Source organism: Mesorhizobium sp. L103C119B0, from assembly GCF_000502235.1.
In the GTDB taxonomy this organism is placed as follows: domain Bacteria; phylum Pseudomonadota; class Alphaproteobacteria; order Rhizobiales; family Rhizobiaceae; genus Mesorhizobium.
Window position 1 is genome coordinate 425,562 of record NZ_AYXE01000002.1, and the last position, 26,642, is coordinate 452,203.

The window sequence follows — 26,642 nt, forward strand, 5'->3', positions numbered from 1 at the left end:
TGCCACGTGCCCGGCCTTGGCGATCCTTCATGGCGTCTCTATAAGGACTGCTCCGCAAGTGTCTTGCGGGAGGTCTGAATGGCAGTATTTCACATGGTAATGCGAGGCCGCGAAGCCTAGGTCTCACTTGGCGTCCGGCGAAGGTTTGCCCTTCGCACCGATGCCGGGTCGAGTACAGGCTTCTGCCGATGCCGGTCGCCACCCGACAAACCGGGGCGCGCCGCCACCTATGCCGAACCTCCGCAGCCGGGCGAATTGCCCAGCGCGGTTTTCACTTTTCAGACCTTACCGGGACCGGGCAGATTTGCGCCCGGATGACATCATGGCTCGTCTTCGAATCGATCTGCGTGCAAGCGCCTTTCGCAGCGTTCTTGGCTTCACGCTCAGCCACTGGCGGCGCCAGCCGTGGCGGCTTTCGCTGATCATGGGCAGCTTCCTGGTGTCGACCCTGGCCGACGTCTTGACGCCGCTCTATTCCGGCCGGCTGGTCGATGCCGTCGCCAGCAATGCGGCGGCAGATGCTGTCGCGTGGAATGCGGCGATGGCGGCCTTCCTTGCGCTCATCGCCCTGGCATTGACCGGCGTGGTGCTGCGCAACCTCGCCTTCATGGGCATTGTCGAACTGACATTGAAGATGATGGCCGACATCGCCGCCGACGCGTTCCACCGCGTCCAGCGTTTTTCCACCGACTGGCACGCCAACAGCTTTGCCGGATCGACGGTGCGCAAGGTCACGCGCGGCATGTGGGCTCTCGACCTGCTCAATGACACCATCCTGATTGCGTTGTTGCCGTCGGTCGCCATGCTGGTCGGCTCGACGTTGCTGCTCGGCTGGTTCTGGCCGCTGATGGGGCTGGTCGTGGCAGTCGGCTCGGTGCTGTTCATCACGGTGACGGCGCTGCTGTCGCTCGGCTATGTCGCGCCCGCGGCACGGCTCGCCAACAGCTGGGATACGCGGCTTGGCGGCTCGCTTGCCGATGCGGTGAGCTGCAATGCCGTGGTCAAGGGTTTCGGCGCCGAGACGCGTGAGGAAACGCGGCTTGCCAAGGTCGTCGCCAAATGGCGCGCGCGGACCAGCCGCACCTGGGTGCGCGGCACCATCAACGGCACGACGCAAGGCGCCATGCTGCTGGTGCTGCGGACGGCAGTAATCGGCCTGTCGCTGATGCTGTGGGCCTGGGGCCAGGCAAGTGCGGGCGATGTCGCCTTCGTGCTGACCTCGTTCTTCGTGCTGCAGGGCTACCTCAGGGACATCGGCACGCATATCCGCAATTTGCAGCGTTCGGTCAACGACATGGAGGAACTGGTCGATTTCCAGTCGCAACCGCTCGGCATCGAGGACCGGCCCGGCGCCAAGCCGATCCGGATCACTCATGGCCACATCGCCTTCGATAACGTCACCTTCCACTATGGCAGCCATCGCCTGCCGCTCTACCGCGGCTTTTCGGTGGAGATAGCGGCGGGCGAGCGGGTCGGACTGGTCGGTCATTCCGGCTCGGGCAAGACGACCTTCGTGAAGTTGATCCAGCGTCTCTATAATGTCAGCGGCGGCAGGATCCTGATCGATGGCCAAGACATCTCCCAGGTTGCACAGGCGTCGCTGCGCGCGCAGATTGCCATCGTCCAGCAGGAGCCGATCCTGTTCCACCGCTCGCTGGCGGAAAACATCGCCTATGCCCGACCGGACGCCACGCAGGCCGAGATCGAGCATGCCGCCAAGCTCGCCAGCGCGCACGACTTCATCACCGGCCTGCCGAAGGGCTACGGCACGCTGGTCGGTGAACGCGGCGTGAAACTGTCGGGCGGCGAGCGCCAGCGGGTGGCGATCGCGCGCGCCTTCCTGGCGGATGCGCGCATCCTGATCCTGGACGAGGCGACATCGAGCCTCGATTCGGAATCGGAAGTACTGATCCAGCAGGCGATGGAGCGGCTGATGGTTGGCCGCACGACGCTGGTCATCGCTCACCGTCTGTCGACGGTGCGGGCGCTGGACAGGCTGCTCGTGTTCGACCGTGGCAAGATCGTCGAGGAAGGCTCGCATGACGAGCTGATCCGGCTGAAGGGCGGCATCTACCGCCGCCTGTTCGAGCGGCAGGCGCTGGAACTGACCAAGGGCCTGGTGATCTGAGCTGAACGCAGAGCCCTATCCGAGGGATAGGGCTCTGCCTGGTTCATCCAGGCATTCGCTCGAATGGCTGAAGCGCTGGGTCGATCGTGTCCCAGGCGTGGCCGCGCACGGTGTAGGTGACCGCCTGCGGGTCGAACTGGCCGGGATCATCGAGGCTCGTGGCCTGGATAGCCGTCACCTCCGGCATGGCGACGAACGTTACGTAGACCGGCGTGCCGCAGGTCGGGCAAAAGGCCTGGGCTTTTTCATTGCCGCTGTCGGCGATCATCCGCCACGTGCTCGGCTCGCCGGTGATCTTTACGTCAGCGCGCCGGCCGAAGGTCACATAGGAACAATGGCCAGTACCGCTGCGCTTTTGGCAATCGAGGCATTGGCAGTGATTCTGAAAGATCGGCTCGCCGCTGGCCTCATAGCGGATCGCGCCGCAGGCGCAGCCGCCGGTAAAGTGCTTGGTCATCATAGTTCTCCGCGGTTGCTTCAGGCCGATTTCGGCTTGGCGAACAGGTCGATGCCTGTGCCGGTTTCGAGGAAGGATTTCATGCTGGACAGCACGGCCGGCCAACCCTGGCTGATGCCCTTGGCCATGCCGCTGCCGGCTTCGAGCTCGTCATGGCTGACGGTCAGCTTGACCATGGTGTCGTATTCCTCGATGGCGAACGTCACCCGGCTGTGCTTGGTCGGATCGTCGGCCTGCGAGGCGTTGGCCCAGCTCATGACCAGCCGGGTTGGCGGCGAGATTTCGACGACCTTGCCAACGAGTTCGACGGTCCGTTCGTCATTGGCGCGGATGTGTTCCCATTTCGAGCCGGGCTTCCAGTCGGAGACGTTTTCGTGGCCCCAGTAGCGCTTGGCGATATCGGGCCTGGTGATGGCTTCGAACACCTTTTGTGGCGTCGATCTGATGTAGGTCACGTAGACAAAACTGGTGGTTTCCCGGGTCATTGGTCGTCTCCTTCGAGTTCTTGTTTCAGGTCGTGCAGCAGGCTCAGCCGCTGCCGTTCGAATTTTCGCACCCACCGCTCGTAGACTTCGTGCAGCGGCACGGGGTTGATGAAATGCAGCTTCTCGCGGCCACGCTTGACCGTGCTGATCAGATTGGCCGCTTCCAGCAGATCGATGTGCTGCGTGGCGGATTGCCTCGCCATGTCGAGATTTTCGCAAAGCTCGCCGAGCGTCTGGCCGTTCTTCTCACACAGAAGATCGAGCAGCCTTCTGCGGGTCGGGTCGCCCAGCGCTTTGAAAACCTTGTCGGCGTCCATCGGTCTCACTCATCTTGAAGACACAATATGCAGGTAAATGCCTGCATGTCAAGCTGTGGCTAAGCTTGGCCTGAAGGGGAGGGATTTATAGTGTCGGATTGCTGGCGCGCGGAGCGAAGCACCGAGCCCGGAATCGGGGCAAGAACCGGTGCGGGCGCGCAGGACTATGCAGCGGTGGCTGTGAGCTAGGCTCTAACGACGAACTTGTCGGGATCGGCGCAGAAATGGGCGATGATCTGGCAGAGGTCCGGCTCGTTGACCATGCGTACGGCCTCGGCCCCATTGACCCATTTGCGGGTGCGCGCGCGCTTTTCCTTCCAGCGGTCGGCAACGTGCTCGACCTGCAGCGGAAACACCAGCACTTCGCAAGGGACTTCCTCGCCGGGCGCGAGGGCCTTGGCGTAGAAGTAACGACCGGCCTCGAAAAGCGAAATCTTGCCACGCAATCCGGCTTCCTCGCCCGCCTCGCGCGCCGCTGCCTCGCAGAGCGGCTCCCTGGCCTCGGGCCAGCCCTTCGGCAGCACCCAACGCCCGGTGTCTCGGCTGGTGATCAGCATGATCTCGACGCCGTCTTCGTTATTGCGCCATGGCAAAGCGGCAACCTGCAGGCGACAAGGCGAAGTGCCGAAGAGCTTGCGGACCCTTTCAGCCAGATGGTCGTGTGTCGCCGGTGTCGTCAGCATCAGTGAAAGCTACCCCAGCCCTCAGAATCGTTAGCCGCCGTATGAATCTTACCGACAAGTGTAAGTCTTAAAAGTAAAAAACCTCACACCGACCCGTCAAACTCCGCCAACAGCTGTCGATTCGACAGAATATTGTCCCTTCCAGTGCCTGTTTTCATAGCAAACGGGGCGGGTTTGGCCGTCTGGGCAGAAATGGGGCTGGCGCGAATCAGCCTGCGTGATCGTCGGCGATCGGCTTCTGGTAGGTAAAACCCATGTCCCAGGGAAAGTAGATCCAGGTGTCTTGACTGACTTCGGTGATAAAGGTGTCGACCAGCGGCCTGCCTTTCGGCTTGGCGTAGACGGTGGCGAAATGCGCCTTGGGCATCATGGCGCGCACGATGCCTGCCGTCTTGCCGGTGTCGGTGAGGTCGTCGATGATCAGCACGCCCGCGCCATCATCGGCGAGCAGCGCCGGGGTGATCTCCTTCAGCACCTGCAACTGCCCCTGGCTGGTGTAGTCGTGATAAGAGGCGACGCAGACCGTCTCGATGACGCGTATTCCGAGTTCGCGCGAGATGATGGCGGCGGGAACCAGGCCGCCACGGGTGATGCAGACGATGGCCTTCCACTGTCCCTTGTTGGCGCCGGCAAGCCGCCAGGCGAGCGCCCGGGCATCGCGGTGGAACTGGTCCCAGGAGACCGGAAAGGCTTTTTCGGGAAGGGACATTCTGCACTCCGCGCGCACCATTGTGGAATGCGCGCGGAATTAACTGGAAAGTCAGGGCATTGGCAAGGGCGGGGCCAGTCTGTGGAGTTACCGCGACAAAAAGGCCGCAACCGGCACGCTGCGCAACACGGTGCGCGTGACGCCGCCGAACAAAAGCTGACGCAGCCAGGAATGGCTGTAGGCGCCGAGCACCAGAAGGTCGGCTCCGGTCTCGGCGATCCGGGTCTGGATGACGTCATCGACCGAAGCATTACCCGATTTCTGCACCGACACGCTGACCGTTGCGCCATGCCTGGAGAGTGCCGCGGCGATCTCGGCGCCGGCGGCTTCCGGGTTGTCATCCAGCGTATCCGGCGGATCGATGACCAGAATGTCGGTCTTTTCGGCCTCGATGATGAAGGGCAGCGCGTCGAAGGCGGCACGCGCCGCCTCCTTGCTGCCGTTCCAGGCCAGCAGCACATGTTTGAATGTGGTGACCAACGGCCCCTCATGCGGCACCACCAGCACTGGCCGGCCGGCATCGTAAACCAGCGTGTCGACATCGGCGCTCGTGTCGCCCCCGGTCTCGCGCTGCGCGGCAATAATCAGATCGGCGGCGCGCACGCTGGAAATACCCGTCAGCGCGCTGTCGCCGGAAAAGCTCTCGAGGCTGCGCCATTCGAAGGAAAGGCCGGAATTCTCGATCCGCCCAACGAAAAGCGCCTGCAATTTCTCGGCGCGCTCGCGGTTCATGTCGGCGGAGACCTGCAGGAACTCAGTGTCGGGGAAGCCGGTTGCCGAGGTGTAGGGAACGGGCAGCGCTTCGGCATGGATGCCGATGAGATGGCTCTCGAACCGGTCGGCAAGCGGGATGGCGCAGTCGAGCACGCGTTCGGCGTCCTGTTCGTTCTGCAATATGGCGACGATGGTCTTGAAGCGCATGCGAAATCCCTCAAATCTGCCAGCGCGTGCTGCGCCCGAGGGAAAACGTGGGAGTGCGGTGCTTGGTTCCGGCCCGGCGATGGTCCGCGAACCCAGGGTCAATTGGCGGCGGTGAAGCCGGCCACCATCGCCTCGACGTCCTTGCGTGCCGAATCCAGCGCCTCCTGGCTGCGGGCGCGGACCACCAGCTCCGTCCAGAATTTGCCGTCGCCATATTTCGGATAGGAGCCGATGATGGTGTCGGGATGCGCCTTCTGGATGTCGCCCAGGGGACCGCCGATCAGGCCTTCGCCGAACGGGCAATGGACGGTGGCCGACAGCATCTTGGTGCCGGCCCTCAGCGTCGGCACGACATTGTCGAGCATGGCCTGGAAAATCGCCGGCACGCCGGCCATGACATGGACGTTGCCGATGCGAAAGCCGGGCGCGACGGAGACCGGATTGTCGATATGGTGGGCGCCGCGCGGCATGCGCGCCATGCGCTTGCGGGCCTCGGTGTATTCGATGCCGCGCGCGGCATAGCTCTCGCCCAGCATGGCATAGGCCTTGGCGTCGTATTCGCAGGGCACCCCAAAAGCCTTGGAAATGGAATCGGCGGTGATGTCGTCATGCGTTGGGCCGATGCCGCCGGTGGTGAAGACATAGGTGTAGCGGGCGCGTACGGCATTCACCGCAGCGACAATCTCGTCCTCCTCGTCGGGAACGATCCGCACTTCCTTCAGGTCGATGCCGATAGCCGTCATGATATCGGCGAGGTGGCCGATATTTTTATCCTTGGTGCGGCCGGACAGAATCTCGTCGCCGATGACAAGCATGGCGGCAGTGACGATTTCAGGCATGGAAGGCTCCGGCAAACAGGCCCGTTGGCAGACAAGGTCGCCTGAGGCAGAAAGAAGGTCGCCTGAGATAGCGCGACATCGAACTGGCGGCAATGCCGACACAAGCCGCCATCTGCCTTGCCGAGCGTTCGTCAGTGGGTGATGGTGCGCGCCGGTCCGCTCCCCAGGTGAAACATGCTGGTATCGATTCTGCTGTGGCTTGTCGCCGGCCTGTCCGTGCTGGCTCTCGTCATCGTGGCCTGCCTGGTGGCCGCTACGCTCTGGATTGCCGCCAAGGCCGAAAGGCTGGTGCCGGCCAGCGGAAACTTCGTCGAGATCGACGGCAGCCGCATCCATTATGTCGAAACGGGCGAGGGACGGCCGATCCTGTTCGTGCACGGACTTGGCGCGCAGCTTCACCAGTTTCGCCACACGCTGTTTGAGCGCTTTGGCCCTGGCTACCGCCTCATTGCACTCGACCGGCCGGGATCGGGCTATTCTGTTCGCGCGCGAGGAGCCACCGGCCGTCTGCCTGAACAGGCCGAGATCATCAGGCGCTTCATCGAAACACTCGGGCTGGAAAGGCCGCTCGTGGTCGGGCACTCGCTGGGGGGCGCCGTCGCGCTGACCCTGGCCTTGGAGCATCCCGGCGCGATTTCCGGCATCGCCTTGCTGGCGCCGCTGACCCATCTGGAAGCCGGCGTCCGCGAGAAAGCGGGCCTGCTCTATATCCGTTCGCGGCTTTGGCGCTGGATCATGGCCTACACCGTCGCGATACCGACAAGCCTCAGATATGCGCGGCAGACACTGGAGTTCATCTTCTCGCCGCAGGCCGTTCCCGCCGACTACATGATCAATGGCGGCGGATGGCTCGGGCTGAGGCCTGTCCATTTCCATGCGACCTCCACCGATTTCGTGGCGGTCGAAGAGGATCTTGGCCGCATCGAAGAGCGCTATGGAGAGATCGCCATGCCGGCCGGGATTTTCTTCGGGACAGCCGATCGCGTCATCGCCATGCGCATACATGGGGAGCCGATGAAGGACAGGATCGAAGGGCTCGATTTCGAGACGGTCGAAGGCCTCGGCCACATGCCGCAATTCGACGAGCCGGACCGCGTCATCACCTTCATCAAGCGCATTGCCGAGCGGACATTCGCCGGCCAAGACCTCACCACAGCCTCACAACAATTTCACTGAACCATTCGGCTGATATCCGGTTTTACCCCGTGTCGCACCCAAGGCGGCAGATACGGAGTAATTCAATGTACAGGAAAGTTTTTGCAGCATCCGTGCTGACGATCGGTCTTGCCACATCGGCGATGGCGCAGTCATCGCACGGCACGTATTCCAACGATCACAGCTGGTGGCCGTTCGGCAACGAGCAGTCATCGACCGTCGACCAGAGCACCACCGGCAGCATCAATGCCGACGGCAGCCAAGGCTATGGCGCTACGGGGCCGTGCGCCTCCGACCCGTCAGGACCCTACGGAAATGTGAGGCCCAACGTGAACGATCAATATTGCGGCAAGTGATCAAGCCGCGGCTTCGACTGACCGGCAGGATGTCCCGCCTGTTTGTTTTGACGCAATTCCCCAGGGAATTGCTTAGGCGAGCATCCACGGCCGGCAGCGAAAGCTGAGGGGCAAGGATCAGTCGGAAACTTCAGTCTGCGGCCGGTCGCGGCCGTCGGCCAGTTCGTCGTGCCACTTGCCTTCGGCATCCTCATACTGGATGCCGTCCGTGGCGCCGGCGATCTGCTGTTCGGCCGAGGCGATCTCGGCGGCGCGCAGCGCATCTTGGTGGGTCGGGAATGTCTCCGAGAATGTCGAACCGACCTTGTAGGCCCAGCCCCCGTCGTGCTCGACGATCTTGTAAGTCAGCTTCGCCATGAAATCCTCCGGTTCGTCCGTCCGCTCAATGCGGCCCGTTTTTCAATGCCATCTGCGCTTCAATGCAATTTGGCGTCTGGCAGCCGGTCTTCGGGAACCAGCACTTCCGATTCCTTGGCCGCTTCGATCAAAGCCCTGCGTGCATCGGCCGTCGAACGATAACCTTCCAGCACTTTGAGGCAAGTGTCGAGAGCATCACGATGGCGCGGGCCGCGATTGAGCGGCCACACCGTCATCAGACACTCCGCCGCTTCCTGGGTGCTGCGGATCTGGCGATATTTGCCGACATGGCCGAGTTCGACCACGACCGGGGTTTCAAAAGGTTTATTATCCATGATGGCCGCAACGCAAAGCAGCCAATATGGTTGCAAAAGTGGCCGTCAGCCTGCGCCCAAACGTCTCACCAACCGCAATCGTTGGTCTCAGTAACCGCAGTCGTTGCGCAGCCAGTGGGCGTTGGCCCAGCCGGTCCGTCCGCCGATTTCGACCTGGTACCAGTTGCCCCGGCGGTCGAAAATCTCCGTGTGGTCGCCGTTGAACAATTGCCCGATCATGCGCAACGACGAGTTCGGCCGTGCGCGCACGGCGAGAAACCCGCTGCCGGTATCGAGATCGTAGTGCCAGGGACAGGCCGTGCACCGTGCGTTCGCAATATTGCGCGCCGACCGGAGACGACGCGGCGAACGACAGCGCAACCACCGTCGGCGCAGCCTGTTCAGCCCCTCATCCAATGCTGCATCGTCGTCACCGAGCGGGCGAGCTGTGGCGCGGGATGGATTTTCTCGCTGAAGGTGGCGGCGGCGCGCCAGCCCCAGCGCGGATCGGCGAGGAAGGCGCGGGCCAGCGCGACTATGTCGGCGCGGCCGTCGGCGACGATCGCCTCTGCCTGCGAGGGATCGTCGATCAGGCCGACAGCCCGTGTCGGGATGCCGGCGCCCTTGCGCACCGCTTCGGCCAGATGCACCTGATAGCCGGCGCCGGTCGGCAGCTTCTGCAACGGCGAATTGCCGCCGCTCGAACAGCAGATATAGGCAACATTAAGCGCCTTCAAGGCTTTGGCCACCTCGATCGCCTCGTCGACCTCGAAGCCGCCATCGACCCAGTCCTTTACCGACAGGCGGGCGCCAAGCATCAGGTTTGGAACTGCCTTCCTCACCGATTTGGCGATCTCGATGAGGAAACGCATGCGGTTTTCCAGCGAGCCGCCCCAGCGGTCGGTGCGCTGGTTGGAAAGCGGCGACAGGAACTGAAAGATCAGATAGCCGTGCGCGGCGTGCAACTCGAGGAAGTCGAAGCCGGCGCGCTCGGCCCGCCTCGCGGCTTGAGTGAAGCGCTCGATAAGCTGCAGGATTTCATCCTCCTCCAGCGCATTCGGCACATTCCAGCCGGTGTCATAGGCGATGGCCGAGGCCGAGACGGTCTGCCAGGGATCCTCGCCCGGCTGCAATGGGCCGCCGCCTTCCCAGGGCTTTCGGTTGGAGGCCTTGCGGCCGGCATGGGCAAGTTGAATGCCGAATTTCGTTTCCGGCGCGGCGACGCGCCTTGCTGCATCCAGCGTGCGCCGGGCGGCCGCCTCGTTGTCGTCGGAATAGAGGCCGAGGCAGCCATGGGTGATGCGGCCGCGCCGTTCGACGTCGGTCATCTCGACGGTGACCATGCCGGCGCCCGACATCGCCAGGTTCATCCAGTGATAGAGATGCCAGTCGCTGGCCGAGCCATCTTCGGCGGAATACTGGCACATCGGCGCAACCGCGATACGATTCGGAAAGGTCAGGCCATCGAGGGCGATCGGCTGGAAAAGCGCTGCGGTCATCAAAAAAACTCCGGAGAGGGACTGCAGCTATTTAGGCGATGGCAGTTGCCGGCGCCAGACACGTGGCGGTGAAAGCTTCGCCGTTTCGGTTGCGCGCAAAACCGTTCGCGGTTACGCCATGGCGCCGACAGCTTGGAGCTCATCATGGAAGATCGTATCCGCATCCGCTCGGAGGAAGTCCTGTCCGACGACTGGGCGGTCCTGAAGAAGACCGTTCTCGATTACCGTCGGCGCGACGGGCAGTGGGAGACGCAGATTCGCCAGACCTACGATCGTGGCGACGGCGCGGTGATCCTGCCTTTCGATCCCGAGCGTCAGACGGTGCTTCTGGTGCGGCAGTTCCGCTACCCTGCCTACGTCACCGGCCACCGCGAACCGCTGATCGAGGCCTGCGCCGGCCTGCTCGACAAAAACGATCCCGAAACCGCCATCCTCAAGGAGGCCGAGGAAGAGCTCGGCTATCGCCTACAGAACTTCGAGCGGCTGTTTTCCCCCTATATGAGCCCGGGCAGCGTCACCGAACGGCTGTGGTTCTTCGTGGCGCGCTATTCACCCGCCGACCGCATCTCGGCCGGCGGCGGCGCGGCCGACGAGGGCGAGGACATCGAGGTTCTGGAAATGCGGCTTGATGAAGCGCTGGCCGGCATTTCAGACGGCCGCATCATCGACGCCAAGACGATCATCCTGATCCAGCATTTGAAACTGTACCCGATGAAGGGCTAGCTCGGCGAAGCTCGACGTGCCTCACTGCTGCGGGCAGGGTGGCACGTCCACTTCGCGGATGAAGTTGCGCAGGTTGCAAGGACACCGGAATGGCGCGTGGCGCAAAGGCATGGCTGAAGCGAAACAGCGCGCGGGCATCTCTCCTGTTGCTGAACGCCGCGCTGCTTGTCCGCTACCGCCGGTTGACCCAGCGTTTCCTTGAGCGGATGCGGCATCTGCCGAATTTTGCAGCCCCGGTGACGTTCACGGAAAAGATCCACTGGCGCAAGATTTTCGATGACGATCCTCGCTTTACCGGTCTTCTCGACAAGCTCAAGTCCAAGGAAATCGTCAGGGAGCGGCTTCCCGGGCTCGCCATCCCTGAGGTGCTGTGGCAGGGCGACGATCCGCGCCAGATCCCCTTCGATGACCTGAAAATCCCCTACGCCGTCAAATGCAACCACGGTTGCGCCATGAATGTCATCGTTCGCGATCCGGCCAACGCCGACCGGGAGGCGATCATTGCCGAGATGACGGAATACCTTGGCCAAACCTATGGCGCCCGCAAGCTGGAGCGCAGCTATGCGCACATAGAGCGGCGGGTTTTCGTCGAAGCGCTTGTCGGCAAGGACCAGGATTATGACCCGGTCGACTACAAATTCTGTGTGCTGGCTGGCCACGTCGCCTACATTGTCGTCGTCGCCTTCCGTTCCACGGTCAAGAATACCGCCCACCTGGATCGCGATTGGCGCCCGCTGAACATCGTCCAGGGCGCGATCGACTCGAGCCTGGAAATTCCCCCTCCCAAGAGCCTGGCGCGGATGATCGAGGCAGCCGAGGCGCTCGGCTGCGAGTTCGACATGGTGCGTGTCGATTTCTACGAGGAGGAGGGGGAGCCGATCTTCGGAGAATTCACGGTCTACCCACGCAGCGGCTTGCTGCAATTCGACCCGGCTGCCTTCGACCGCGAACTGGGCGCGCATTGGGATATTGGCGCGTCAGCTTACCTCAGTCGTTTGCCCAGCCGATTTGCCCAACGATATAAGGCAACGCTGGTCGCCGCCGGCTATCTCGACGTTTGACGGCTACTCGGTGGCCTGCCACCCCGAAGCTCGAAGAGCGAAGGGTGGTGCGGAGAACCCATACGATTAGAGATCGAGGGGAACTGATAGCTCAGCAGGTCAATAGCCGTGATTTCGAAGTGCTGCCTCAACTGAGCCGTAGCGGTCATAGCGACGCCGCAGTCTTCATCGAGCAAGTTTTCGGCGCGCTTCCTGCTGCGACTCGGCCGATTACCGCTAAGGTTACCGGCAAGCTCTCCCACGTCCCGACTGGGTCGAGATCATTTGAAGAACTCTTTCAGCTTGTTGAGTCGACTGTCGCCAGAGGCCTTCCGGCCTTCAGGACACGCCGCCTCGCCGATCGTATCCTGCTGGATAAAGCGAGGTTCTCAGCCACCATTTTCTCGCTGAGTACCAGCGCGAACTCGGTCTGTTTGATGCGCTGCTGAGCATCAGCGAGTTGCATCGTGAAAAGATCGGTTGCCATTGTTGATCCGGGATCCGCGAGATTCATGATTGCGTAACACATGGCGGGCGAAATCGTTCCTGATTGTCGGGCGAAGCCGGTGCCGCAAAGGGCGGCTGAGTTTGAACTTCCCACCCGGCCAGACGTCCGCGAGCGCCAAGGCATCGAGAGCCCAGTGATCGGAGGGCCACGACGAGCGGGCGCAACCCGACCACTTAAGTGATCAGCCTCGCTACAGCCTTGACAGGTACAGTCGCGGCCTCATCAAGGGGAGGTATCAATGGTCTCGGCGATTGGAAACCAACATCGGCAGGCAGCTGAAACTCGACCGAAACCCGCAAAGACAGAACCGGGCGAAGGATTTGCGCCAGGCAAAAGCGCAGACAGCGTAGGACATCGCGCCAAGGCAATGGCGGCAGAAAGTGGCGACACGGATTCTGGCGCCCAGGGGCGCGCCGCATCGACAATCGCCAGGATGGATATCACCGTTTTGGCTCCACAGAGCGAAGAGCCGCCTTTGGAGTAGCCCGGGCGGCCGTGCCGCTGCCTCAGTCCTTGTGCAGCACAACGCGCGCTGGCTACGCTCGGTGGCCATCGTCGTCTCGAAACACTTCGGGCGTTGCACTGCCGCGAGCCGCCTTCGCTGCTGGTCGAGGGGCTGTAACCCTTGGTGAGGCCGGCATCGCCTCGCCGGTCGTTGCGAGCCCACATCGGGCGGCCAAGCGACCTTCCCTGTGTCGGTCTCTATTTGATACTAGGGGACGGCGGTTTCATCACGGGCAATTGCAGCTGGTCAATGGTTGCGACGATGCCGGCGGCAATGGCTTCCGCCTCATGGATCAGTTCCGGACCATAGAGCCCATTGACCATCTCTTCGCTCGGCAGCACGCCAGGAGGACAGTGCTCTTCCATTGTGCGCCGGATGAGCGTCAGCGCTGCCCGGCATTGGTCGGCTTCGATCTTCATAGCCCTTCAAACATCCAATTCGTCTAAAATGTTCCGGAACTAATTTAGCGATAGCTAATTGAAGTCGTGGTTCTGCGAGTCAGTGCATGCGTCTGAAATTCATCAAGCCCATGGAACCCGAACTGGTCGACACGCCGCCGATGGGCGATGATTGGATTCATGAGATCAAATTCGATGGCTACCGCACCCAGGTCATCAAGGATGATGACGGGATTCGGCTGATCACCAAGAACGGTTATGATTGGACGGGCCGCTACATCCAACTTGCCGGTGAGGCGGAAGCGATCGAGGCGAAAGACTTCATCATCGACGGCGAGACCATTACGATCAATGAGGCTGGCCTATCCGACTTCCATGCGCATCAATCAGCCGCGACCAGCCGCAAGCCGTCGCGCGATCTGTATCTGCCAGCATTCGACCTCTTGCATCTGAACGGGCATGACTTGCGGGACACGCCGGTGGAAGACCGTCGCGAGATCCTCCGGGCGTTGATCCCGGACGGCGGCCGAATCCAGTTCAGCGAAGCGATGCCGGGCACTGGCGACGCCGTCTTTCATCTGGTCGACCAGGCTGGGCTTGAAGGTATCGTTTCTAAGCGGAAGGGCAGCAAGTATCGGTCGGGTCCGACGACGAACTGGCGCAAGATCAAGTGCTATGCCGAAAAGGAGATGGACATCATCGGCGTGCAGCGCGAGGCCGGCAAGCCTGCCATGGTGCTGATGGCCGACAAAGGCCACTATGCCGGCGGCGCCTTCGTCACCTTCAAGGCGGACAAGCGCCAGCGCCTATGGGACCGCGTGCAAGGCAAGATTGGCGGGCCGGCGCCGAAAGGGCTCAAGAGTGACAAGGCCGAATGGCTAAAGCCGGGCCTGGTCGGCCGCGTGCGGTTCCTAAAGGGCGAGGAGAAGCTTCGCCATGCCAAGCTGCTGGATTTCCGGGAGGAGACTTAGCCCGGAGGCTTGTCCCGGGGCTGTGCCGGTCCTGTCCCGTTCCACTGGATGAACTTCGCCCTCTGGCCGGTGATGGTCTCGATCGACTTCAACAGGGGTCCATGGACCTTACGTAGAGCTTGGTAGTGCTCGCCGTGGTACGCCAGGAGCGGCCCGACGATGCTCTTGTGCAGCGCTTCGGCTGCCGCCAGGAAGCGCTCGATTTCAGCCCGGGAAAGTTGTTCCGAAGGTTTGGTTCTGGCCATTGGCGCTCTCCATTGAGGGGTCGCCGCAACGAGGACTATAATCCTACATGCCGGACTGCCTGACAAGAGGGCTCGCCGGCCTTACCCCGCAGGTAGCAGTAGGGCGACGGCGCCAAGCGCAGCATCAGGAGCAACCACCAGCAAAGATGAGCAACGGCAGGCCCGGCGACCTCCTTTGGCACACGGGACAAACAAGAAGGTCGCCGAGCCTTACCGGCGCTGCTTTGTGAGGGAGACGACGCCGGATGAGATGAGAGTATGCGATCGTGCTAATCTCCGCGAACCATGCGAACGAAGGAAAGCCTTGTGGCACCGACGTTGAGATCAAGGTCGGCGGGGCGCTGATCGCTGCGGCAGGATTCTTCCAAAGCGGTAGTGAGTCCAGAGCGGAACATTAGCGTCGGCTAACGGTTAATTCGGCAGTGTTCCGAACCGTGATTGGTAGAGCGATGGTGACGTTTCATCTTGTCTATTTTTCCGGCCTGACGGCAGACCAGCTGCTAGGCAGCGCCGTTTCTATCCTGGCGTGTTTGCTGCTTTATAACGCTCTGGCTACGGACGCCTAACTGATAGGTCGGCCAGCGGCCCGGCATCCTTGGCAGCCGGCGATTGCCATCCCGATGCCAACTTCAAGACCTATCACGAGGCCAAAGACAAGCTTGCCGACGAAATCAATGGCGAGGGCCGGACAGGACGCCACACGTCCAGGCAGGGCTCTCTGAGGGCATTGGCGATGCCCGTTGCCTCAAGGTGGCGAGCTTTTTTAGTTAATAGGCCTCCGCGCTGGGCAATCTGTTCCGAGAGCTTCTGTGATGCCTCTATGACGCGGCAAACCTTGGAAAAGGTTTCCGTGGCAGGACCGGGGTACGATTCTAACCAACTAGGGCTGTATAGGCCACTAGCGCCCGACGATCCGGCTAATCATGTCGTCGTCAGGTGCGCTGTCGGTGAATTCCCGTAGGAGCGCCTTCGCGTGGTCTACCCAATGCTCTTCAGCCAGGTTCAGCTCCCGAACGGATCTCCTGAAGGTCTCGCACACCACATCGAAATCGAAGGCGTCAATGCTGTAGCCTTCCTCGTCATGGTCCATCGGCCGCCTCCCCCAATGGGGGAAACTGTACGGAATCGTACGAAGCAAGTGCAACGGCATTCAAAAGCAATTGGCTGATGCCGCCCGATCGTTCCACAATGTGTTGCTAATATGCAGCACCGACTGAATCTCCGATCAGCGGCACTTGTGGTTGGTTCCAACAGCTGCACGTTGACGGCAAGATGCCAAAGCCAACGACATGCGGGCGACGAAGATGGACAAGCGACAAAACACAAGAAATGTTGAGTTGGTCGGTCTTCTGGCCGTGCCGTTGTCAGTTCTAATCACGCTGCTGATAGCTGGAATGATCCTTTGCTGAAATGTTTGAGTGGCAAAAGGCTGGGGCGGCGGGTTTTTCCCCTTTGAAAGAAGTCACGATGTCCCTATCCGTCGAACCCCCGATATTGCCAGAGGATAGCCCAGACCGTGAGGTGAACTGTGAAGTCGCATTAGAAGCCGCGTTTGCGGCCTTGGTGACTGCGTCAGAAGCGCAAGGTTGGACGCCACAGGAAACGGCTGCAACTCTTCTTAAAATCGCGACGGAGCATGCCCACCGGGTTGAGGCCGCTGCGGCCCCAGCCGGCTCCCGTTCTGCGGCCACATCCTGATCTCATAATGACCGTCAAGGCCGGACGACGGGTATTTCTCATGTCGGCCTTCATTGTAAGTTCCGGTACTTCGGAAGGCATCCTCGATGTCGACATGCTCCATAGCGTATGAAGAGCTACCAGCACGCTTGTAATATTGCTTTTGATCGCTGCGATGTGGTCGACGTTCCGACCGTGGCACGTCGATGACTATGAACTCGGCGTTTTGGTCGGCATTCGATGCAAATCCAGCGACACGGATACCGTCGTTTTTCGGATGCAGTAGATCCCCAACTGCCGAGCTTACGACCGAAGGGGCTACTTTCCAGTTCGGGATTGGCTCAGCGCAGTTGCGCAGTCAGCCCCGTCACTGTTCTTACGGCAGCCAATACCGAACACCAAAACTCCAGCATGGCAGTTCCCGGCTTTGTATTCCGGCTCTACGGCTACCCGCGTCAGCCTTTTCTATGGTAGCCAGTGAGTTCTTACAGAACGAATCCTAAGCATTTCAATTGGTGCGGACGACGGGAATCGAACCCGTACGATCAGAGATCGAGGGATTTTAAGTCCCTTGCGTCTACCAATTCCGCCACGTCCGCAGGCCAGCCCTTTTCAGACGCCAGCGAAAACCCGTCAAGCCATCTTTTGCCGAGTGTCGGACTCATGAAAGGTGGTTCGTGATTTCAAAACAATTGGTTGTTGCCAAAATCTCAGTCGCCGAGAAGGCTCAGAATTTGTAGCTGAGATTGATACCGACCGCGTTCAGCTTCACATTCTGATCGCGATCGTTGAAGGGTTCCGCCACGTCATAGTGCTCGGAGCCGAAATCGTAATAGCGATATTGCGCGCCGACGATGAATTTGTCGGTCAGCGCATAGTCGACGCCGGCGCCCAAGGTCCAGCCGACATTCGTGCGTGTGCCGGCGAACGACGCGCCCGCGACTTGCGAAGTTTCGATGCCGGCAAAGGCGACGCCGCCGACGCCGTAGACCAGCACGCGGTCCATGGCGAAGCCCGCTTTGGCGTCGACAGATCCGAACCACTTGATGTCCGTGCGGAATGTGCTTCCAAGGCCTGATACGGCCGTACCGTCGACGGCGGAATAATTGAGCTCCGCCTCGGCGCCGAGCACTGCCTGGTCGAACTGCCACAGGCCGGCGACATGGCCCCCGACGAAACCGCCGTCAATGTCGGGCGAGATGGAAAACGGCGCGCCTTCCGTCACTGATATGTCGGACTGGCCCCAGCCGTAGCCGGCCTGCAGGCCGGCATAGTAGCCGGTCCAGTCGAAGCCTGGTTCGGTCATCGGCACCGCCATCGGGTCGGCGGCGAACGCCGGCCCGGCCAGAGCAATCAGAAATCCGGCACTGGCAATCGTCAGACAGCGCATCGAGTTCTCCGAAAAGGCGGTTCAGAAGGCGCCTTGTCGGAAGGTAATCCTATTCGCCGCAAAACGGAACCCATTGTTCAACAATCGGAATGCACCCGTTGCTGTGCTGGGTGCTCTAGCTGGGGGCGCTATTTGGCGTCAATGAAGTCCAGCGCCGCCTGGCTATATTCGTCCGGCGCCTGCAGCATGGCGAAATGACTGGCGTTGGGCAGGATGATGAGCTTGGCGCCCGGAATGACGGAGGCCATGTATTCGGTGTGTTCGCGCTTGATCGCCTCGTCATGGTCGCCGGCAACGATCGCGGTCGGCGTGGTTATCTTGCCGAGCTGTTCCTTGGTCCAGGCCGGCTCCGACTCCCACATGTGGCTGATCTGCGCCACGAAGGCATCGTACTGGTCGGGAGTCTTCGACAGTTTCTTGTAGTCGCGGCCCGAGCGGTCGATATAGGCGGCAAAGGTCTTGTTGGTCAGCACACCCGGATCGACGCCATCGGTGGTGACGTTGGCGGCCTGCGCAAAGAGCCGTGTCAGCCGCTCCGGATGATGCAGCGCGATGTCGATGCCGATAATGCCCCCGTCGCTCCAGCCGACAAGAGCGGTCTTGTCGATCTTGAGATAGTCGAGCAGCGCAAGATAGTCCGACGCCATGAGGTCATAGCCGTAAGCTTGCTCGGTGCGGGTAGAACGGCCATGGCCGCGGCTGTCGGCGATGATAACCATGCGCGTCTTGGACATCGTCGCCACCTGGCTTGCCCAGATGTCGCCATGGCCAAGGCCGCCATGGATCAGGAGAATCGGATCACCGGCGCCGAAAACGGCATAGTACATCTGAATGCCGTTGACCGGCGCATATCCGCTCTGATCCGGTTTGGGCATCGCCGCCGGCTCCGGCAAGGTCTGCCAACGCTCCTCGGCGGATGCAAAGCCGGACGAGATCAGGAACAGGGTGACGAAGGCGAATGCTTTCAGGAACCGGATCATGACTTCACCTCAGGAGGTTTCGGGCTCATCACAACAAAAACCCGCCTCGCGGCGGGTCGTCGGCGCAAATCAGCACCATAGCCAGAATGGTAGCATAAGTGGCGGCACAAGCCAAACTGAATGACCGCACCGCTGATGCGTGCCCTCGGGGTGAGCAGGTGCGGCGCATCCGCCCGGGCGAATTCTCATCGACCGGATTTCGTCCGTGATCGCTGGCCAAAACCTTGCCGGCTTGGCACAGTCGGGCAAACAGGAGTCTTTCATGGCGAAGCAGCCGTCGGCGACGAAACCCAAGCCCTGGACCGAGATGGCGACGCATCTGGTCGATGTCGCGACGGGGCGCAAGCCTGCCGATCTCGTCATTCGCAACGGCCGCTGGGTGAACGTGCACTCCGGCGAAATCATAGCCGGCACCGACATCGCCGTTGCCGGCGGCCGCTTCGCCTATTGCGGGCCGAATGCCAGCCATGCCATCGGCCAGGGCACCAAGGTGGTCGACGCCGGCGGCCGCTATCTGGTGCCCGGCCTGTGCGACGCGCATATGCATGTCGAGAGCGGCATGGTGACGGTCACCGAGTTCTGCCGCGCCGTCATTCCGCACGGCACCACCTCGATGTTCATCGATCCGCATGAGATCGCCAACGTGCTGGGCCTACCCGGCGTGCGGCTGATGCATGACGAGGCCGTCGCCATGCCGATCAACGTGCACGTCCAGATGCCGTCCTGCGTGCCGTCGGCGCCGGGTCTGGAGCATGCCGGGGCCGAACTGACGGTCGCCGATGTCACCGAGGCGATGACCTGGGAAAACATCAGCGGGCTCGGCGAAGTGATGAATTTTCCCGGTGTCGTGGCCAACGATCCGGTGATGTCGGGCGAGATCGCCGCCACGGTGCGAGCGGGCAAGACGGTCGGCGGCCACTATGCGTCGCGCGATCTCGGCCTGCCGTTCCATGGCTATGTCGCCGGCGGGCCGGAGGACGACCATGAAGGCACACGCGCCGAGGACGCAATCGCCCGTGTGCGCCAGGGTATGAAGGCAATGCTGCGGCTGGGCTCGGCCTGGTACGATGTTGCCTCGCAGATCAAGGCGGTGACCGAGAGCGGTCTCGACCCGCGCAACTTCATCCTGTGCACCGACGACAGCCATTCCGGCACGCTGGTGCATGAAGGCCATATGGACCGGGTGGTGCGCCACGCCATCCAACAGGGATTGAAGCCGGTGACGGCGATCCAGATGGCGACGCTGAATACCGCCCAGCATTTCAAGCTGGAGCGCGAACTGGGCTCGATCGCGCCGGGACGGCTGGCCGATCTGCTGATCGTCTCCGATCTTGCCGCCATGACCATCGACGAGGTCTATGGCCGCGGTATCAGGCTGGCCAAGGGCGGCAAGCTCGAGATCGACATTCCGGCCTATGATTACCCCAAATCGGCGAAGAACACCGTCAAGCTCGGCAAGAAGCTGAAGCCAGGCGACTTCGACATTGCGGCGCCCAAGGGCGCCAACGAGGTGCGGGTGCGGGTCATCGGCGTGATCGAAAACCAGGCGCCGACGCGGGCGCTGGAGGCCGACCTGCCGGTCGAGGACGGGCTGGTCGCCATGGACCGCCGCAACGACATCTGCCAGATCGCGCTGGTCGAGCGCCACCGCGGCACCGGCGGCGTCACCAATGCCTTCGTCTCAGGCTTCGGCTATATGGGCGACTGCGCCATGGCGTCGAGCGTCGCACATGATGCCCACCACATCATCTGCGTCGGCACCAACAAGGAAGACATGGCGCTGGCCGTCAACCGGCTGGGCGAGGTCGGTGGCGGCGTGGTGCTGTTTTCAAAGGGCAAGGAACTGGCGCTTGTCGAAATGCCGATCGCCGGGCTGATGTCGGACGAGCGCGCCGAAATCGTGGCGGCCAAGGCCGAGAAACTCACCGAAGCAATGCGCAAGATGGGCTGCTCGCTCAACAACGCCTACATGCAGCACTCGCTGCTGGCGCTGGTCGTCATTCCGGAGCTCAGGATTTCCGATGTCGGCCTGATCGACGTGACGACGTTCCAGAAGGTCGGTTTGTTTATCTGAGATCAGCCCCGGTGCTTGGCTCTCATCCGCCGGTGGCGATGGTCAGCACCTTGAATGGCGTGGTGATGATGATCTCGGCGACGGATCCGACTGCCTTGCCGAGGCCTCGGCCGAGATTGTCGATCTGGCCCTGCGTGGGTTCGTCCGATGCCAGGCCGGCTGGAGCGCGCAGACGGTCGCCGAGCAATTGCACCAGGAACGGGTTGTCGGCGAATTTGGCGTGGTTCAGGCGGTCGCCGCCCTTGATCTGGCTGAGGTCGGCCACAACGACGCCGTAACTGGCAATGTCGGCGGCGTTGCCGTAGTCGCCGACGCGCGGCTTGTCGCCGGATAGCAGGCTGGACAGTCTCAGAGCACGGTCGTCGGCGGAAAGCAGGATGACGAACGGCCTGTCGGGCTTGCCGTAGCGGATCATCTGCTTCTTGAAGACGTCGACATCGATATCGGGCGATGCCAGGACGACACGGCCGAGCTTGCCGTCGAGATCGCGGTCGCCGGTGATGGCGAGCTGGCGCAGCGCTTCCATCGTCACCCAGGTTCCCATCGAATGCGCGATGATGTCGATGCTCTTGACCTTTGTCTTGGCGAGCATCCTGAGCGTCGCCTCGAGGTCGTCGCGCGCGGCGTTGGCGCTGTCCTTGTCGTAGATATAGCCCGTGGTCTTGCCGCTCGAAGCCCACGAAAACAGGATCGGCGTGCCGGGATATTCGGTGTCGTGGGCGATCTGCGTCAGCCGGTAGACCCCATCGTCGAAGCCGTTGTTGAAGCCGTGGACGAAGACCAGCGCGCGGTCGCCATTCATGGTGATGTTGGCACCGACGGCCTTGGCGAATTGCGAGGCGTCGCCATAGTGGACGACGTCGGTGGCGGTGAATTGCTTGGCCGGGTTCGAATTTGCCGAGCCCTTGGCGCGCTCGATGGCGCCGACCTGGTGGACCGTCGGCACGGTGACGTCGACGCGGGCGTAGCTGGTGGTCAGCGAGCGATCGCCATCGAACACCTGGCGTGGGTCCTTGGTCGCCTGCTTGCGGGTGGTGGCGACGAAGATTTCGTGGGTGGCCGCGATGTCGGAGGCAGGCACCGAAACCGTCGTCTCGTTCAACAGGTCATGGGTGTTGGGGCCGGCGCAGCCGGCGGCAGCTAGCGCGAACGCAAGGACCAGGACAGTCTTCCATCGCTCGTTCAAGCGGGCTCCCGCTGGCGCATTGGCGCCGATTTCAATGTCGTAGAGGCAGAGACCGGCCCGGTCCAGTTGAAAGTGATCGGGCCGAGCGGCATTCGCGACCTCACGCGGCGACGGTCGCCGCAAGGCAACAGCCTTATTGTCCGAGCGCGCTGATGCGGTCGGTCACCGTCTGGTCGCTGGCAAAGCCGTCATCCTCGCGCAGCCGTTGGCCGATCATCTTCACCAGTTCGGGATTGTCGGCGAACTTGGTGTGGTTGAAGCTGTCGCCTCCCTTGACCTTGGAAAGGTCGACCACGGTGACGCCATAAGCGGCGAGGTCGGCGGCATCCTTGTAGTCGCCGACGCGTGGCCGCGAGCCTGCGATCAGGCCTGAGAGCCGCAGCGCCCGGTCGTCGTCGGAGAGCAGCAGGATGAACGGCTTGTCCGGCTTGCCGTAGCGGCGCATCTGGCTCTTGAAGACGTCGACGTCGATGTCCGGAGAGGCCAGCACGACATCGCCGAGCTTGCCGCCGAGATCGCGGTCGCCGGTGATGGCCATCTGGCGCAGCGTTTCCATGGTCACCCAGGTTCCGAGCGAGTGGGCGACGATGTCGATGCGCCGCGCGCCGGACTGCTGCAGCATGCGCAATGTCACCTCCAGCTGATCGCGGGCGGCGCTGGCGCTTTCCTTGTCATACACATAGTCGGTGGTTCTGGCGCCCGATGCCCAGGAAAACAGCACCGGCGTGCCGGGATAGCCGGAATCGTGGACGATCTGGGTCAGGCGGTAGACCGCGTCGTCGAAGCCGGTGTTGTAGCCATGCACGAAGACCATGACGCGGCCGCCGCGCGCGGCGATGTCGGCGTTGAGCGCGCTTGAGAATTGAGGCTGCGCATCGTAGCCGACGACCTCGGAAGCCATGAAGTATTTCGCCGGGTCGTTCGACTTGCCGCGCGAGCGGCGCTCGATCTGGCCGGTCTGGTGGACGCCGGGAACGGTGACGGTGACGCGGGCGTAGTTAAGCGTCGCCGAGCGTTCGCCGTCGAAAACTTTGTTGGGATCGTCGGATTTCTTGCGTGTGGTGGCAATGAAGATCGAGTGATTGCCCGAGATTTCGGTCACCGGCGTGGACATGACGGCGCTGCCGAGCAGTTCCTCGGTTTTGCGGCCGCCGCAGCCGGCGATCAACAGGGCAAGTGCAAGAATGCAAATCGTCTTCAAACGCACGTCAAAAATTCCACTCCGGCCAAAAGGCCCATATACCCCCGCGGCACCTCCCGGACAGTGAGAGTGCGGCAGAAGTAAGTCGTGTCCAGCCGAAATGTGGTCAGCGTCGAGCCACGGTCATCGCACTGTTGCGCGAAAGCCAGAATGGCGGCAGGAACGCAGGGATGTTGGAGAAGGGCAATACCTCGGGCTTGAGCCTGATGCCGAGCACATCGCCCATGAAGGCGCGGCGCGCCTCGATGCGGCGCCATGCCTCGGGATAGCGGGCCGCGATCTCCTCGCGCAACGCCTCATCGGCAAGCGCGATACCGTCCTCGATGTTGGTGGTGAAATAGCTGGTTCCGGTCGCCGGAATGATGTCGACCTGCAGCGCCATGCCGGACCGCAGCTTGATGTCCGAGCCGGAAAACACCGGCGAATGCATCCATTCGTCGATATGGACGAGATGGCCGGGATTGAGCGAGACGCCGAAGAACGGGTCGCCTATGCGGTCGTGCACGGCTTTCCAAAGCGCTCCGCCGGCAACGCCTATGCCGATGGTCTCGTACCAGTCGACGACGGCGGCGAAATAGGGCGCTACCAGCTGTTCGACATAGTCGCTTATCTCGCGCGGCAGTTCGGCCGCGCTCTCGACCAGGAAGCCGGCGCGGGCGTTGAGCGAGCCCTGGATGCCATAGGCCATGGTGACGGGATCGCCGCGCTTGATGATGTCGAGGCGCGGGCTAGGCAAGCCGTAGGGCGCACGCCTGCCGGCGGACAGCATCGGGTGGCAGCACAGGGGCAGGCCGTTGATCCCCATCAGCCGCGCGGCCTGCAATTCGCTCATGCCGGGCTCAATATTCCCAAGCACGTTGCGCAGGCCCTGCGAGGAAAAGGTCGCGGCGAATTCGAAGGACGCCAATTGGTCTGCCTCGTTGATGGCGCGTAGGCCGTCGGATGGGTTCATCAACAGGTTGGCGGCGTTGACCACCGCGCCTCTGTCGCCGGCCAGTGTGCGCAGCGTATCGGCGATGAAGGACGGCAGGTCGAGCGTCGTCTCGCCAACGCCGCCATCGCCGGGCCCGAACGGCTTCCAGCCGATGGCGCCGATCTTCTGGCCGGCTTTCAGGCCGCAGGCGGCAAGAGTGTCGGCAAGTGAGGCGGAGCGGTCGCGTGGCTGCGCCGGCAGCGAGAAGGTCTGGTAAAGGACGCGCTCGTAAGGCCCGTCGCAGATTTCGGCATAGCCCCAACCCTCATTGCCGACGAGAAGCTTTGGCTGGCTGCCGGGAACGATGACCAGCAGCGTCTCCTCGAAACGCGGATCGTAACCACTGAGATAGGCGACATTGGCCGCGTGCTCGCGGTCGCCATAGACGGCGAAGGCGTCGAGCCCGGCCTCGGCGCCGCGCGCCAGCAGAGCCTCGATGCGCGCTTCGTAGGTCCGCCGCTGAACTAGCGGCATCACTGTTGGCTCGCCGAATTCAGGAAGGTCTACGGTCTTCAGGGCGACAGCCGAAACAGGCATGAGGATGGCTCCAGTGGATTTCCTGCTGGCGCGCCAAAGCGGCCGCGCCGCATCGGTGGCTGCAAACGGCGAATTGTGCAATAGGCTTCGCCTTCGAACCATTCGATCCAGAGGTGACGGCGCCATGAACAGTTTCTCCTTCCGTGTCGCCACCGCCGCAGCCGCGATCCGCGAGATCTTTCCCGAAACGCCGCTGCAGGAAAACGACTATTTGTCGAAGAAGACGGGGGCTCGGGTGCTGTTGAAGCGCGAGGATCTTTCGCCGGTGCGCTCCTACAAGATCCGCGGCGCCTTCAACTTTTTCCGCAAGGCGCTGGCCGCAGGCAACGAGGCCGAGCTGTTCGTCTGCGCCTCGGCCGGCAACCATGCGCAAGGCTTTGCCTTCGTCTGCCGCCATTTCGGCAAGAAGGGCGTGGTCTTCATGCCGGTGACGACGCCGCAGCAAAAGATCGACAAGACGCGGCTGTTCGGCGGCGATTTCGTCGAGATCAGGCTGGTCGGCGACTTCTTCGACGACTGCTACCGCGCCGCCTTCGAATTCACCGAAAGTTCCGGCGCGCATATGGTGCCGCCCTTCGACCACAAGGACATTATCGAGGGGCAGGCGACGGTCGCCTATGAGATCGCCGGCCAGATGCCGGGCGCGCGCATGCCCGACATCATCATGCTGCCGGTCGGCGGCGGTGGCCTGGCCGCGGGGGTGACGCACTATTTCGCCGATCAGCAACGTGACGCGCGCTACGTCTTTTGCGAACCGGCCGGTGCGCCGAGCCTGCATCAGAGCCTGGCCGGCGGCAAGCGCGTCCGGCTCGCCAATGTCGACAATTTCGTCGACGGCGCGGCGGTGGCCGAGATCGGCCGCGAGCCGTTGCGCCACCTCAAGGAGTTCGCCGCTCAGGCGGTGCGGCTGATCCCTGAGAACCGGCTCTGCGCCACCATGATCGAGATGCTCAACATCGAAGGTGTGGTGCTGGAGCCGGCCGGTGCCTTGGCGATCGACGCGTTGAAGGATTTTTCGCGCAAGGAAATCCGCGGCAAGACCATCGTCGCGGTGGTGTCGGGCGGCAATTTCGATTTCGAGCGGCTGCCCGACGTGAAGGAGCGGGCGCTGCGCTTCGAGGGGCTGAAGAAATATTTTATCATCCGCTTTCCGCAGCGGCCGGGCGCGCTGCGCGACTTCCTCGATCTGCTCGGTCCCGACGATGATATCGCCCGCTTCGAATATTTGAAGAAATCGGCACGCAATTTCGGCTCTGTGCTAATCGGCATCGAAACCAGGGACCGGCGCAATTTCGACCTGCTGAAGGCGAATTTCGAGGCCGAGGGCGTCCACTATCAGGACATCACCGACAACGAGACCCTGGCCGGGTTCATCATATGAGCGGTGCCGTGTTCGTCGCGCTGTTTTCCGGGATCAATGTCGGCGGCAACCGCATCGTCAAGATGGCGGAGTTGCGGGCGTTTTTCGAGGCGCTCGGCTTCACCGATGTCGCCAGCTATGTGCAGAGCGGCAATGTCGTGTTCCGGGCCACGAAGGGCGACGCCGCCACGCTGACCAAACAGATAGAGGCGGCCTTCGAGAAAAAATGGGGCTTTCACTCGCGCATCCTGGTGCGCGATCTCTCCTGGCTCGAACGGCTGGTGAAGGAGAATCCTTATCCGGAAGTCGCCGGCGATCCGACCAAGCTCCATGCCTATACGCTGGAGCGCCAGCCGACGGCGGACGAGATCGCCAGGCTTGCCGAAAAATGCACCGGCCCGGAAAGCTTCGAGGTCAAGGGCGACGTGCTCTACCTCAAGGCGCCAGACGGGCTCGGCAAATCGGTGTTCGCCGGGCTGATCCCGCGCACGTTGAAAGTGCCAGGCACCGCGCGCAACTGGCGGTCGGTGCTGGCGCTGCTGCAGATGGCGCGTTCGCTTTGAATCGCTTAGATCTGCGTTGCGGGCGCGATGCTAATTAAGTCTCGGCTAAACAGTTGTTTTTCTGCAACAATTTCCGATTTTCCGGCCTGGG

29 protein-coding genes and 1 tRNA gene are annotated in these 26,642 nt (G+C 62.2%); 9 read left to right on the forward strand and 21 right to left on the reverse strand.

All coding sequences use genetic code 11. The features are described from left to right. Positions 1–322 precede the first annotated feature (322 nt). Complete coding sequence (locus X728_RS161740) at positions 323–2,128, forward strand: ABC transporter ATP-binding protein (protein ID WP_023830676.1); 1,806 nt, start codon at positions 323–325, stop codon at positions 2,126–2,128. 43 nt (positions 2,129–2,171) lie between these two features. On the opposite strand, the gene X728_RS161735 is transcribed toward X728_RS161740, so the two are convergent. The 7 genes from X728_RS161735 to X728_RS161705 form a co-directional block, all read right to left on the reverse strand. Then, a complete protein-coding gene (locus X728_RS161735; protein WP_023725741.1) occupies positions 2,172–2,585 on the reverse strand; it encodes a GFA family protein in 414 nt (137 codons plus the stop codon). A gap of 20 nt (positions 2,586–2,605) precedes the next feature. Further along, positions 2,606–3,070, reverse strand: coding sequence for an SRPBCC family protein (locus X728_RS161730; protein WP_023681542.1), 465 nt, complete (start codon positions 3,068–3,070; stop codon positions 2,606–2,608). Then, the gene (locus X728_RS161725) at positions 3,067–3,387 is read right to left on the reverse strand and encodes a helix-turn-helix domain-containing protein (RefSeq protein ID WP_023830677.1); all 321 of its coding nucleotides are present in this window, start codon (positions 3,385–3,387) and stop codon (positions 3,067–3,069) included. Before X728_RS161725 ends, X728_RS161730 begins: the two co-directional genes overlap by 4 nt. Positions 3,388–3,572: 185 nt before the next feature. Continuing rightward, the gene (locus X728_RS161720; RefSeq protein ID WP_023830678.1) at positions 3,573–4,070 is read right to left on the reverse strand and encodes an NUDIX hydrolase; all 498 of its coding nucleotides are present in this window, start codon (positions 4,068–4,070) and stop codon (positions 3,573–3,575) included. 208 nt (positions 4,071–4,278) lie between these two features. Next, positions 4,279–4,779, reverse strand: coding sequence for a xanthine phosphoribosyltransferase (gene gpt, locus X728_RS161715; RefSeq protein WP_023667540.1), 501 nt, complete (start codon positions 4,777–4,779; stop codon positions 4,279–4,281). Between the two features lie 87 nt (positions 4,780–4,866). After that, the gene (locus X728_RS161710) at positions 4,867–5,700 is read right to left on the reverse strand and encodes a universal stress protein (protein WP_023681540.1); all 834 of its coding nucleotides are present in this window, start codon (positions 5,698–5,700) and stop codon (positions 4,867–4,869) included. Between the two features lie 98 nt (positions 5,701–5,798). After that, entirely contained in the window at positions 5,799–6,539 is a 741-nt protein-coding gene (locus X728_RS161705; protein ID WP_023830679.1) for a competence/damage-inducible protein A, read from the reverse strand. Between the two features lie 174 nt (positions 6,540–6,713). Here X728_RS161705 and X728_RS25020 point away from each other — a divergent pair, with 174 nt between their 5' ends. Further along, a complete protein-coding gene (locus X728_RS25020; protein ID WP_023830680.1) occupies positions 6,714–7,715 on the forward strand; it encodes an alpha/beta hydrolase in 1,002 nt (333 codons plus the stop codon). 65 nt (positions 7,716–7,780) lie between these two features. Next, the gene (locus tag X728_RS161700) at positions 7,781–8,050 is read left to right on the forward strand and encodes a hypothetical protein (RefSeq protein ID WP_023830681.1); all 270 of its coding nucleotides are present in this window, start codon (positions 7,781–7,783) and stop codon (positions 8,048–8,050) included. Between the two features lie 117 nt (positions 8,051–8,167). Here X728_RS161700 and X728_RS161695 read toward each other — a convergent pair whose 3' ends face one another. The 4 genes from X728_RS161695 to X728_RS161685 all read right to left on the reverse strand — a co-directional run bounded on the left by X728_RS161695 (position 8,168) and on the right by X728_RS161685 (position 10,220). Then, positions 8,168–8,407 (reverse strand): DUF2188 domain-containing protein, encoded by a 240-nt coding sequence (locus tag X728_RS161695; RefSeq protein ID WP_023667535.1) that lies wholly within the window; start codon positions 8,405–8,407, stop codon positions 8,168–8,170. A gap of 59 nt (positions 8,408–8,466) precedes the next feature. Further along, complete coding sequence (locus tag X728_RS161690) at positions 8,467–8,745, reverse strand: DUF982 domain-containing protein (RefSeq protein ID WP_032891817.1); 279 nt, start codon at positions 8,743–8,745, stop codon at positions 8,467–8,469. Positions 8,746–8,829: 84 nt separating this feature from the next. Further along, a complete protein-coding gene (locus tag X728_RS1000000171295; protein ID WP_245266062.1) occupies positions 8,830–8,991 on the reverse strand; it encodes an SH3 domain-containing protein in 162 nt (53 codons plus the stop codon). 131 nt (positions 8,992–9,122) lie between these two features. After that, complete coding sequence (locus X728_RS161685) at positions 9,123–10,220, reverse strand: NADH:flavin oxidoreductase/NADH oxidase (RefSeq protein ID WP_023830682.1); 1,098 nt, start codon at positions 10,218–10,220, stop codon at positions 9,123–9,125. A 144-nt stretch (positions 10,221–10,364) separates the two neighbouring features. Between X728_RS161685 and X728_RS161680 the strand changes: the two genes are divergently transcribed. Continuing rightward, positions 10,365–10,943, forward strand: a complete 579-nt coding sequence (locus X728_RS161680) for an NUDIX domain-containing protein (RefSeq protein WP_023830683.1) — start codon at positions 10,365–10,367, stop codon at positions 10,941–10,943. A gap of 89 nt (positions 10,944–11,032) precedes the next feature. Continuing rightward, on the forward strand, positions 11,033–12,004 hold the full coding sequence (locus X728_RS161675) for an ATP-grasp fold amidoligase family protein (RefSeq protein ID WP_023830684.1): 972 nt from the start codon (positions 11,033–11,035) through the stop codon (positions 12,002–12,004). Positions 12,005–12,281: 277 nt separating this feature from the next. On the opposite strand, the gene X728_RS161670 is transcribed toward X728_RS161675, so the two are convergent. Next, complete coding sequence (locus X728_RS161670; RefSeq protein ID WP_023688348.1) at positions 12,282–12,470, reverse strand: hypothetical protein; 189 nt, start codon at positions 12,468–12,470, stop codon at positions 12,282–12,284. Between the two features lie 723 nt (positions 12,471–13,193). Next, on the reverse strand, positions 13,194–13,415 hold the full coding sequence (locus X728_RS161665; protein WP_023681532.1) for a hypothetical protein: 222 nt from the start codon (positions 13,413–13,415) through the stop codon (positions 13,194–13,196). A gap of 86 nt (positions 13,416–13,501) precedes the next feature. Between X728_RS161665 and X728_RS161660 the strand changes: the two genes are divergently transcribed. Next, the gene (locus X728_RS161660; protein WP_023805282.1) at positions 13,502–14,365 is read left to right on the forward strand and encodes an ATP-dependent DNA ligase; all 864 of its coding nucleotides are present in this window, start codon (positions 13,502–13,504) and stop codon (positions 14,363–14,365) included. Here X728_RS161660 and X728_RS161655 read toward each other — a convergent pair. From X728_RS161655 to X728_RS161635, 5 genes are all read right to left on the reverse strand, one after another. Continuing rightward, positions 14,362–14,610 (reverse strand): hypothetical protein, encoded by a 249-nt coding sequence (locus X728_RS161655; protein WP_023695401.1) that lies wholly within the window; start codon positions 14,608–14,610, stop codon positions 14,362–14,364. The genes X728_RS161660 and X728_RS161655 overlap by 4 nt on opposite strands. Positions 14,611–15,508: 898 nt before the next feature. After that, positions 15,509–15,700, reverse strand: coding sequence for a hypothetical protein (locus X728_RS161650; RefSeq protein ID WP_023667524.1), 192 nt, complete (start codon positions 15,698–15,700; stop codon positions 15,509–15,511). Between the two features lie 1,100 nt (positions 15,701–16,800). Then, positions 16,801–16,886: transfer RNA gene (locus tag X728_RS161645), tRNA-Leu, on the reverse strand. Between the two features lie 128 nt (positions 16,887–17,014). Then, positions 17,015–17,677, reverse strand: coding sequence for an outer membrane protein (locus X728_RS161640; RefSeq protein WP_023830686.1), 663 nt, complete (start codon positions 17,675–17,677; stop codon positions 17,015–17,017). Between the two features lie 128 nt (positions 17,678–17,805). Continuing rightward, positions 17,806–18,657, reverse strand: coding sequence for an alpha/beta hydrolase (locus tag X728_RS161635; protein WP_023830687.1), 852 nt, complete (start codon positions 18,655–18,657; stop codon positions 17,806–17,808). Between the two features lie 262 nt (positions 18,658–18,919). Here X728_RS161635 and ade point away from each other — a divergent pair, with 262 nt between their 5' ends. Continuing rightward, on the forward strand, positions 18,920–20,731 hold the full coding sequence (gene ade / locus X728_RS161630; protein ID WP_023830688.1) for an adenine deaminase: 1,812 nt from the start codon (positions 18,920–18,922) through the stop codon (positions 20,729–20,731). 22 nt (positions 20,732–20,753) lie between these two features. On the opposite strand, the gene X728_RS161625 is transcribed toward ade, so the two are convergent. The 3 genes from X728_RS161625 to X728_RS161615 form a co-directional block, all read right to left on the reverse strand. Beyond that, positions 20,754–21,917, reverse strand: coding sequence for an alpha/beta hydrolase (locus tag X728_RS161625; RefSeq protein ID WP_031194797.1), 1,164 nt, complete (start codon positions 21,915–21,917; stop codon positions 20,754–20,756). 133 nt (positions 21,918–22,050) lie between these two features. After that, a complete protein-coding gene (locus X728_RS161620; RefSeq protein ID WP_023691199.1) occupies positions 22,051–23,124 on the reverse strand; it encodes an alpha/beta hydrolase in 1,074 nt (357 codons plus the stop codon). A 100-nt stretch (positions 23,125–23,224) separates the two neighbouring features. Beyond that, complete coding sequence (locus X728_RS161615; RefSeq protein WP_031194799.1) at positions 23,225–24,628, reverse strand: aminopeptidase P family N-terminal domain-containing protein; 1,404 nt, start codon at positions 24,626–24,628, stop codon at positions 23,225–23,227. Between the two features lie 124 nt (positions 24,629–24,752). Between X728_RS161615 and ilvA the strand changes: the two genes are divergently transcribed. Both ilvA and X728_RS161605 read left to right on the forward strand, forming a co-directional pair. Next, complete coding sequence (gene ilvA, locus X728_RS161610; RefSeq protein WP_023830691.1) at positions 24,753–26,009, forward strand: threonine ammonia-lyase IlvA; 1,257 nt, start codon at positions 24,753–24,755, stop codon at positions 26,007–26,009. After that, on the forward strand, positions 26,006–26,551 hold the full coding sequence (locus X728_RS161605; RefSeq protein WP_023830692.1) for a DUF1697 domain-containing protein: 546 nt from the start codon (positions 26,006–26,008) through the stop codon (positions 26,549–26,551). The genes ilvA and X728_RS161605 overlap by 4 nt, the downstream gene beginning before the upstream one ends. Positions 26,552–26,642: the final 91 nt, after the last annotated feature.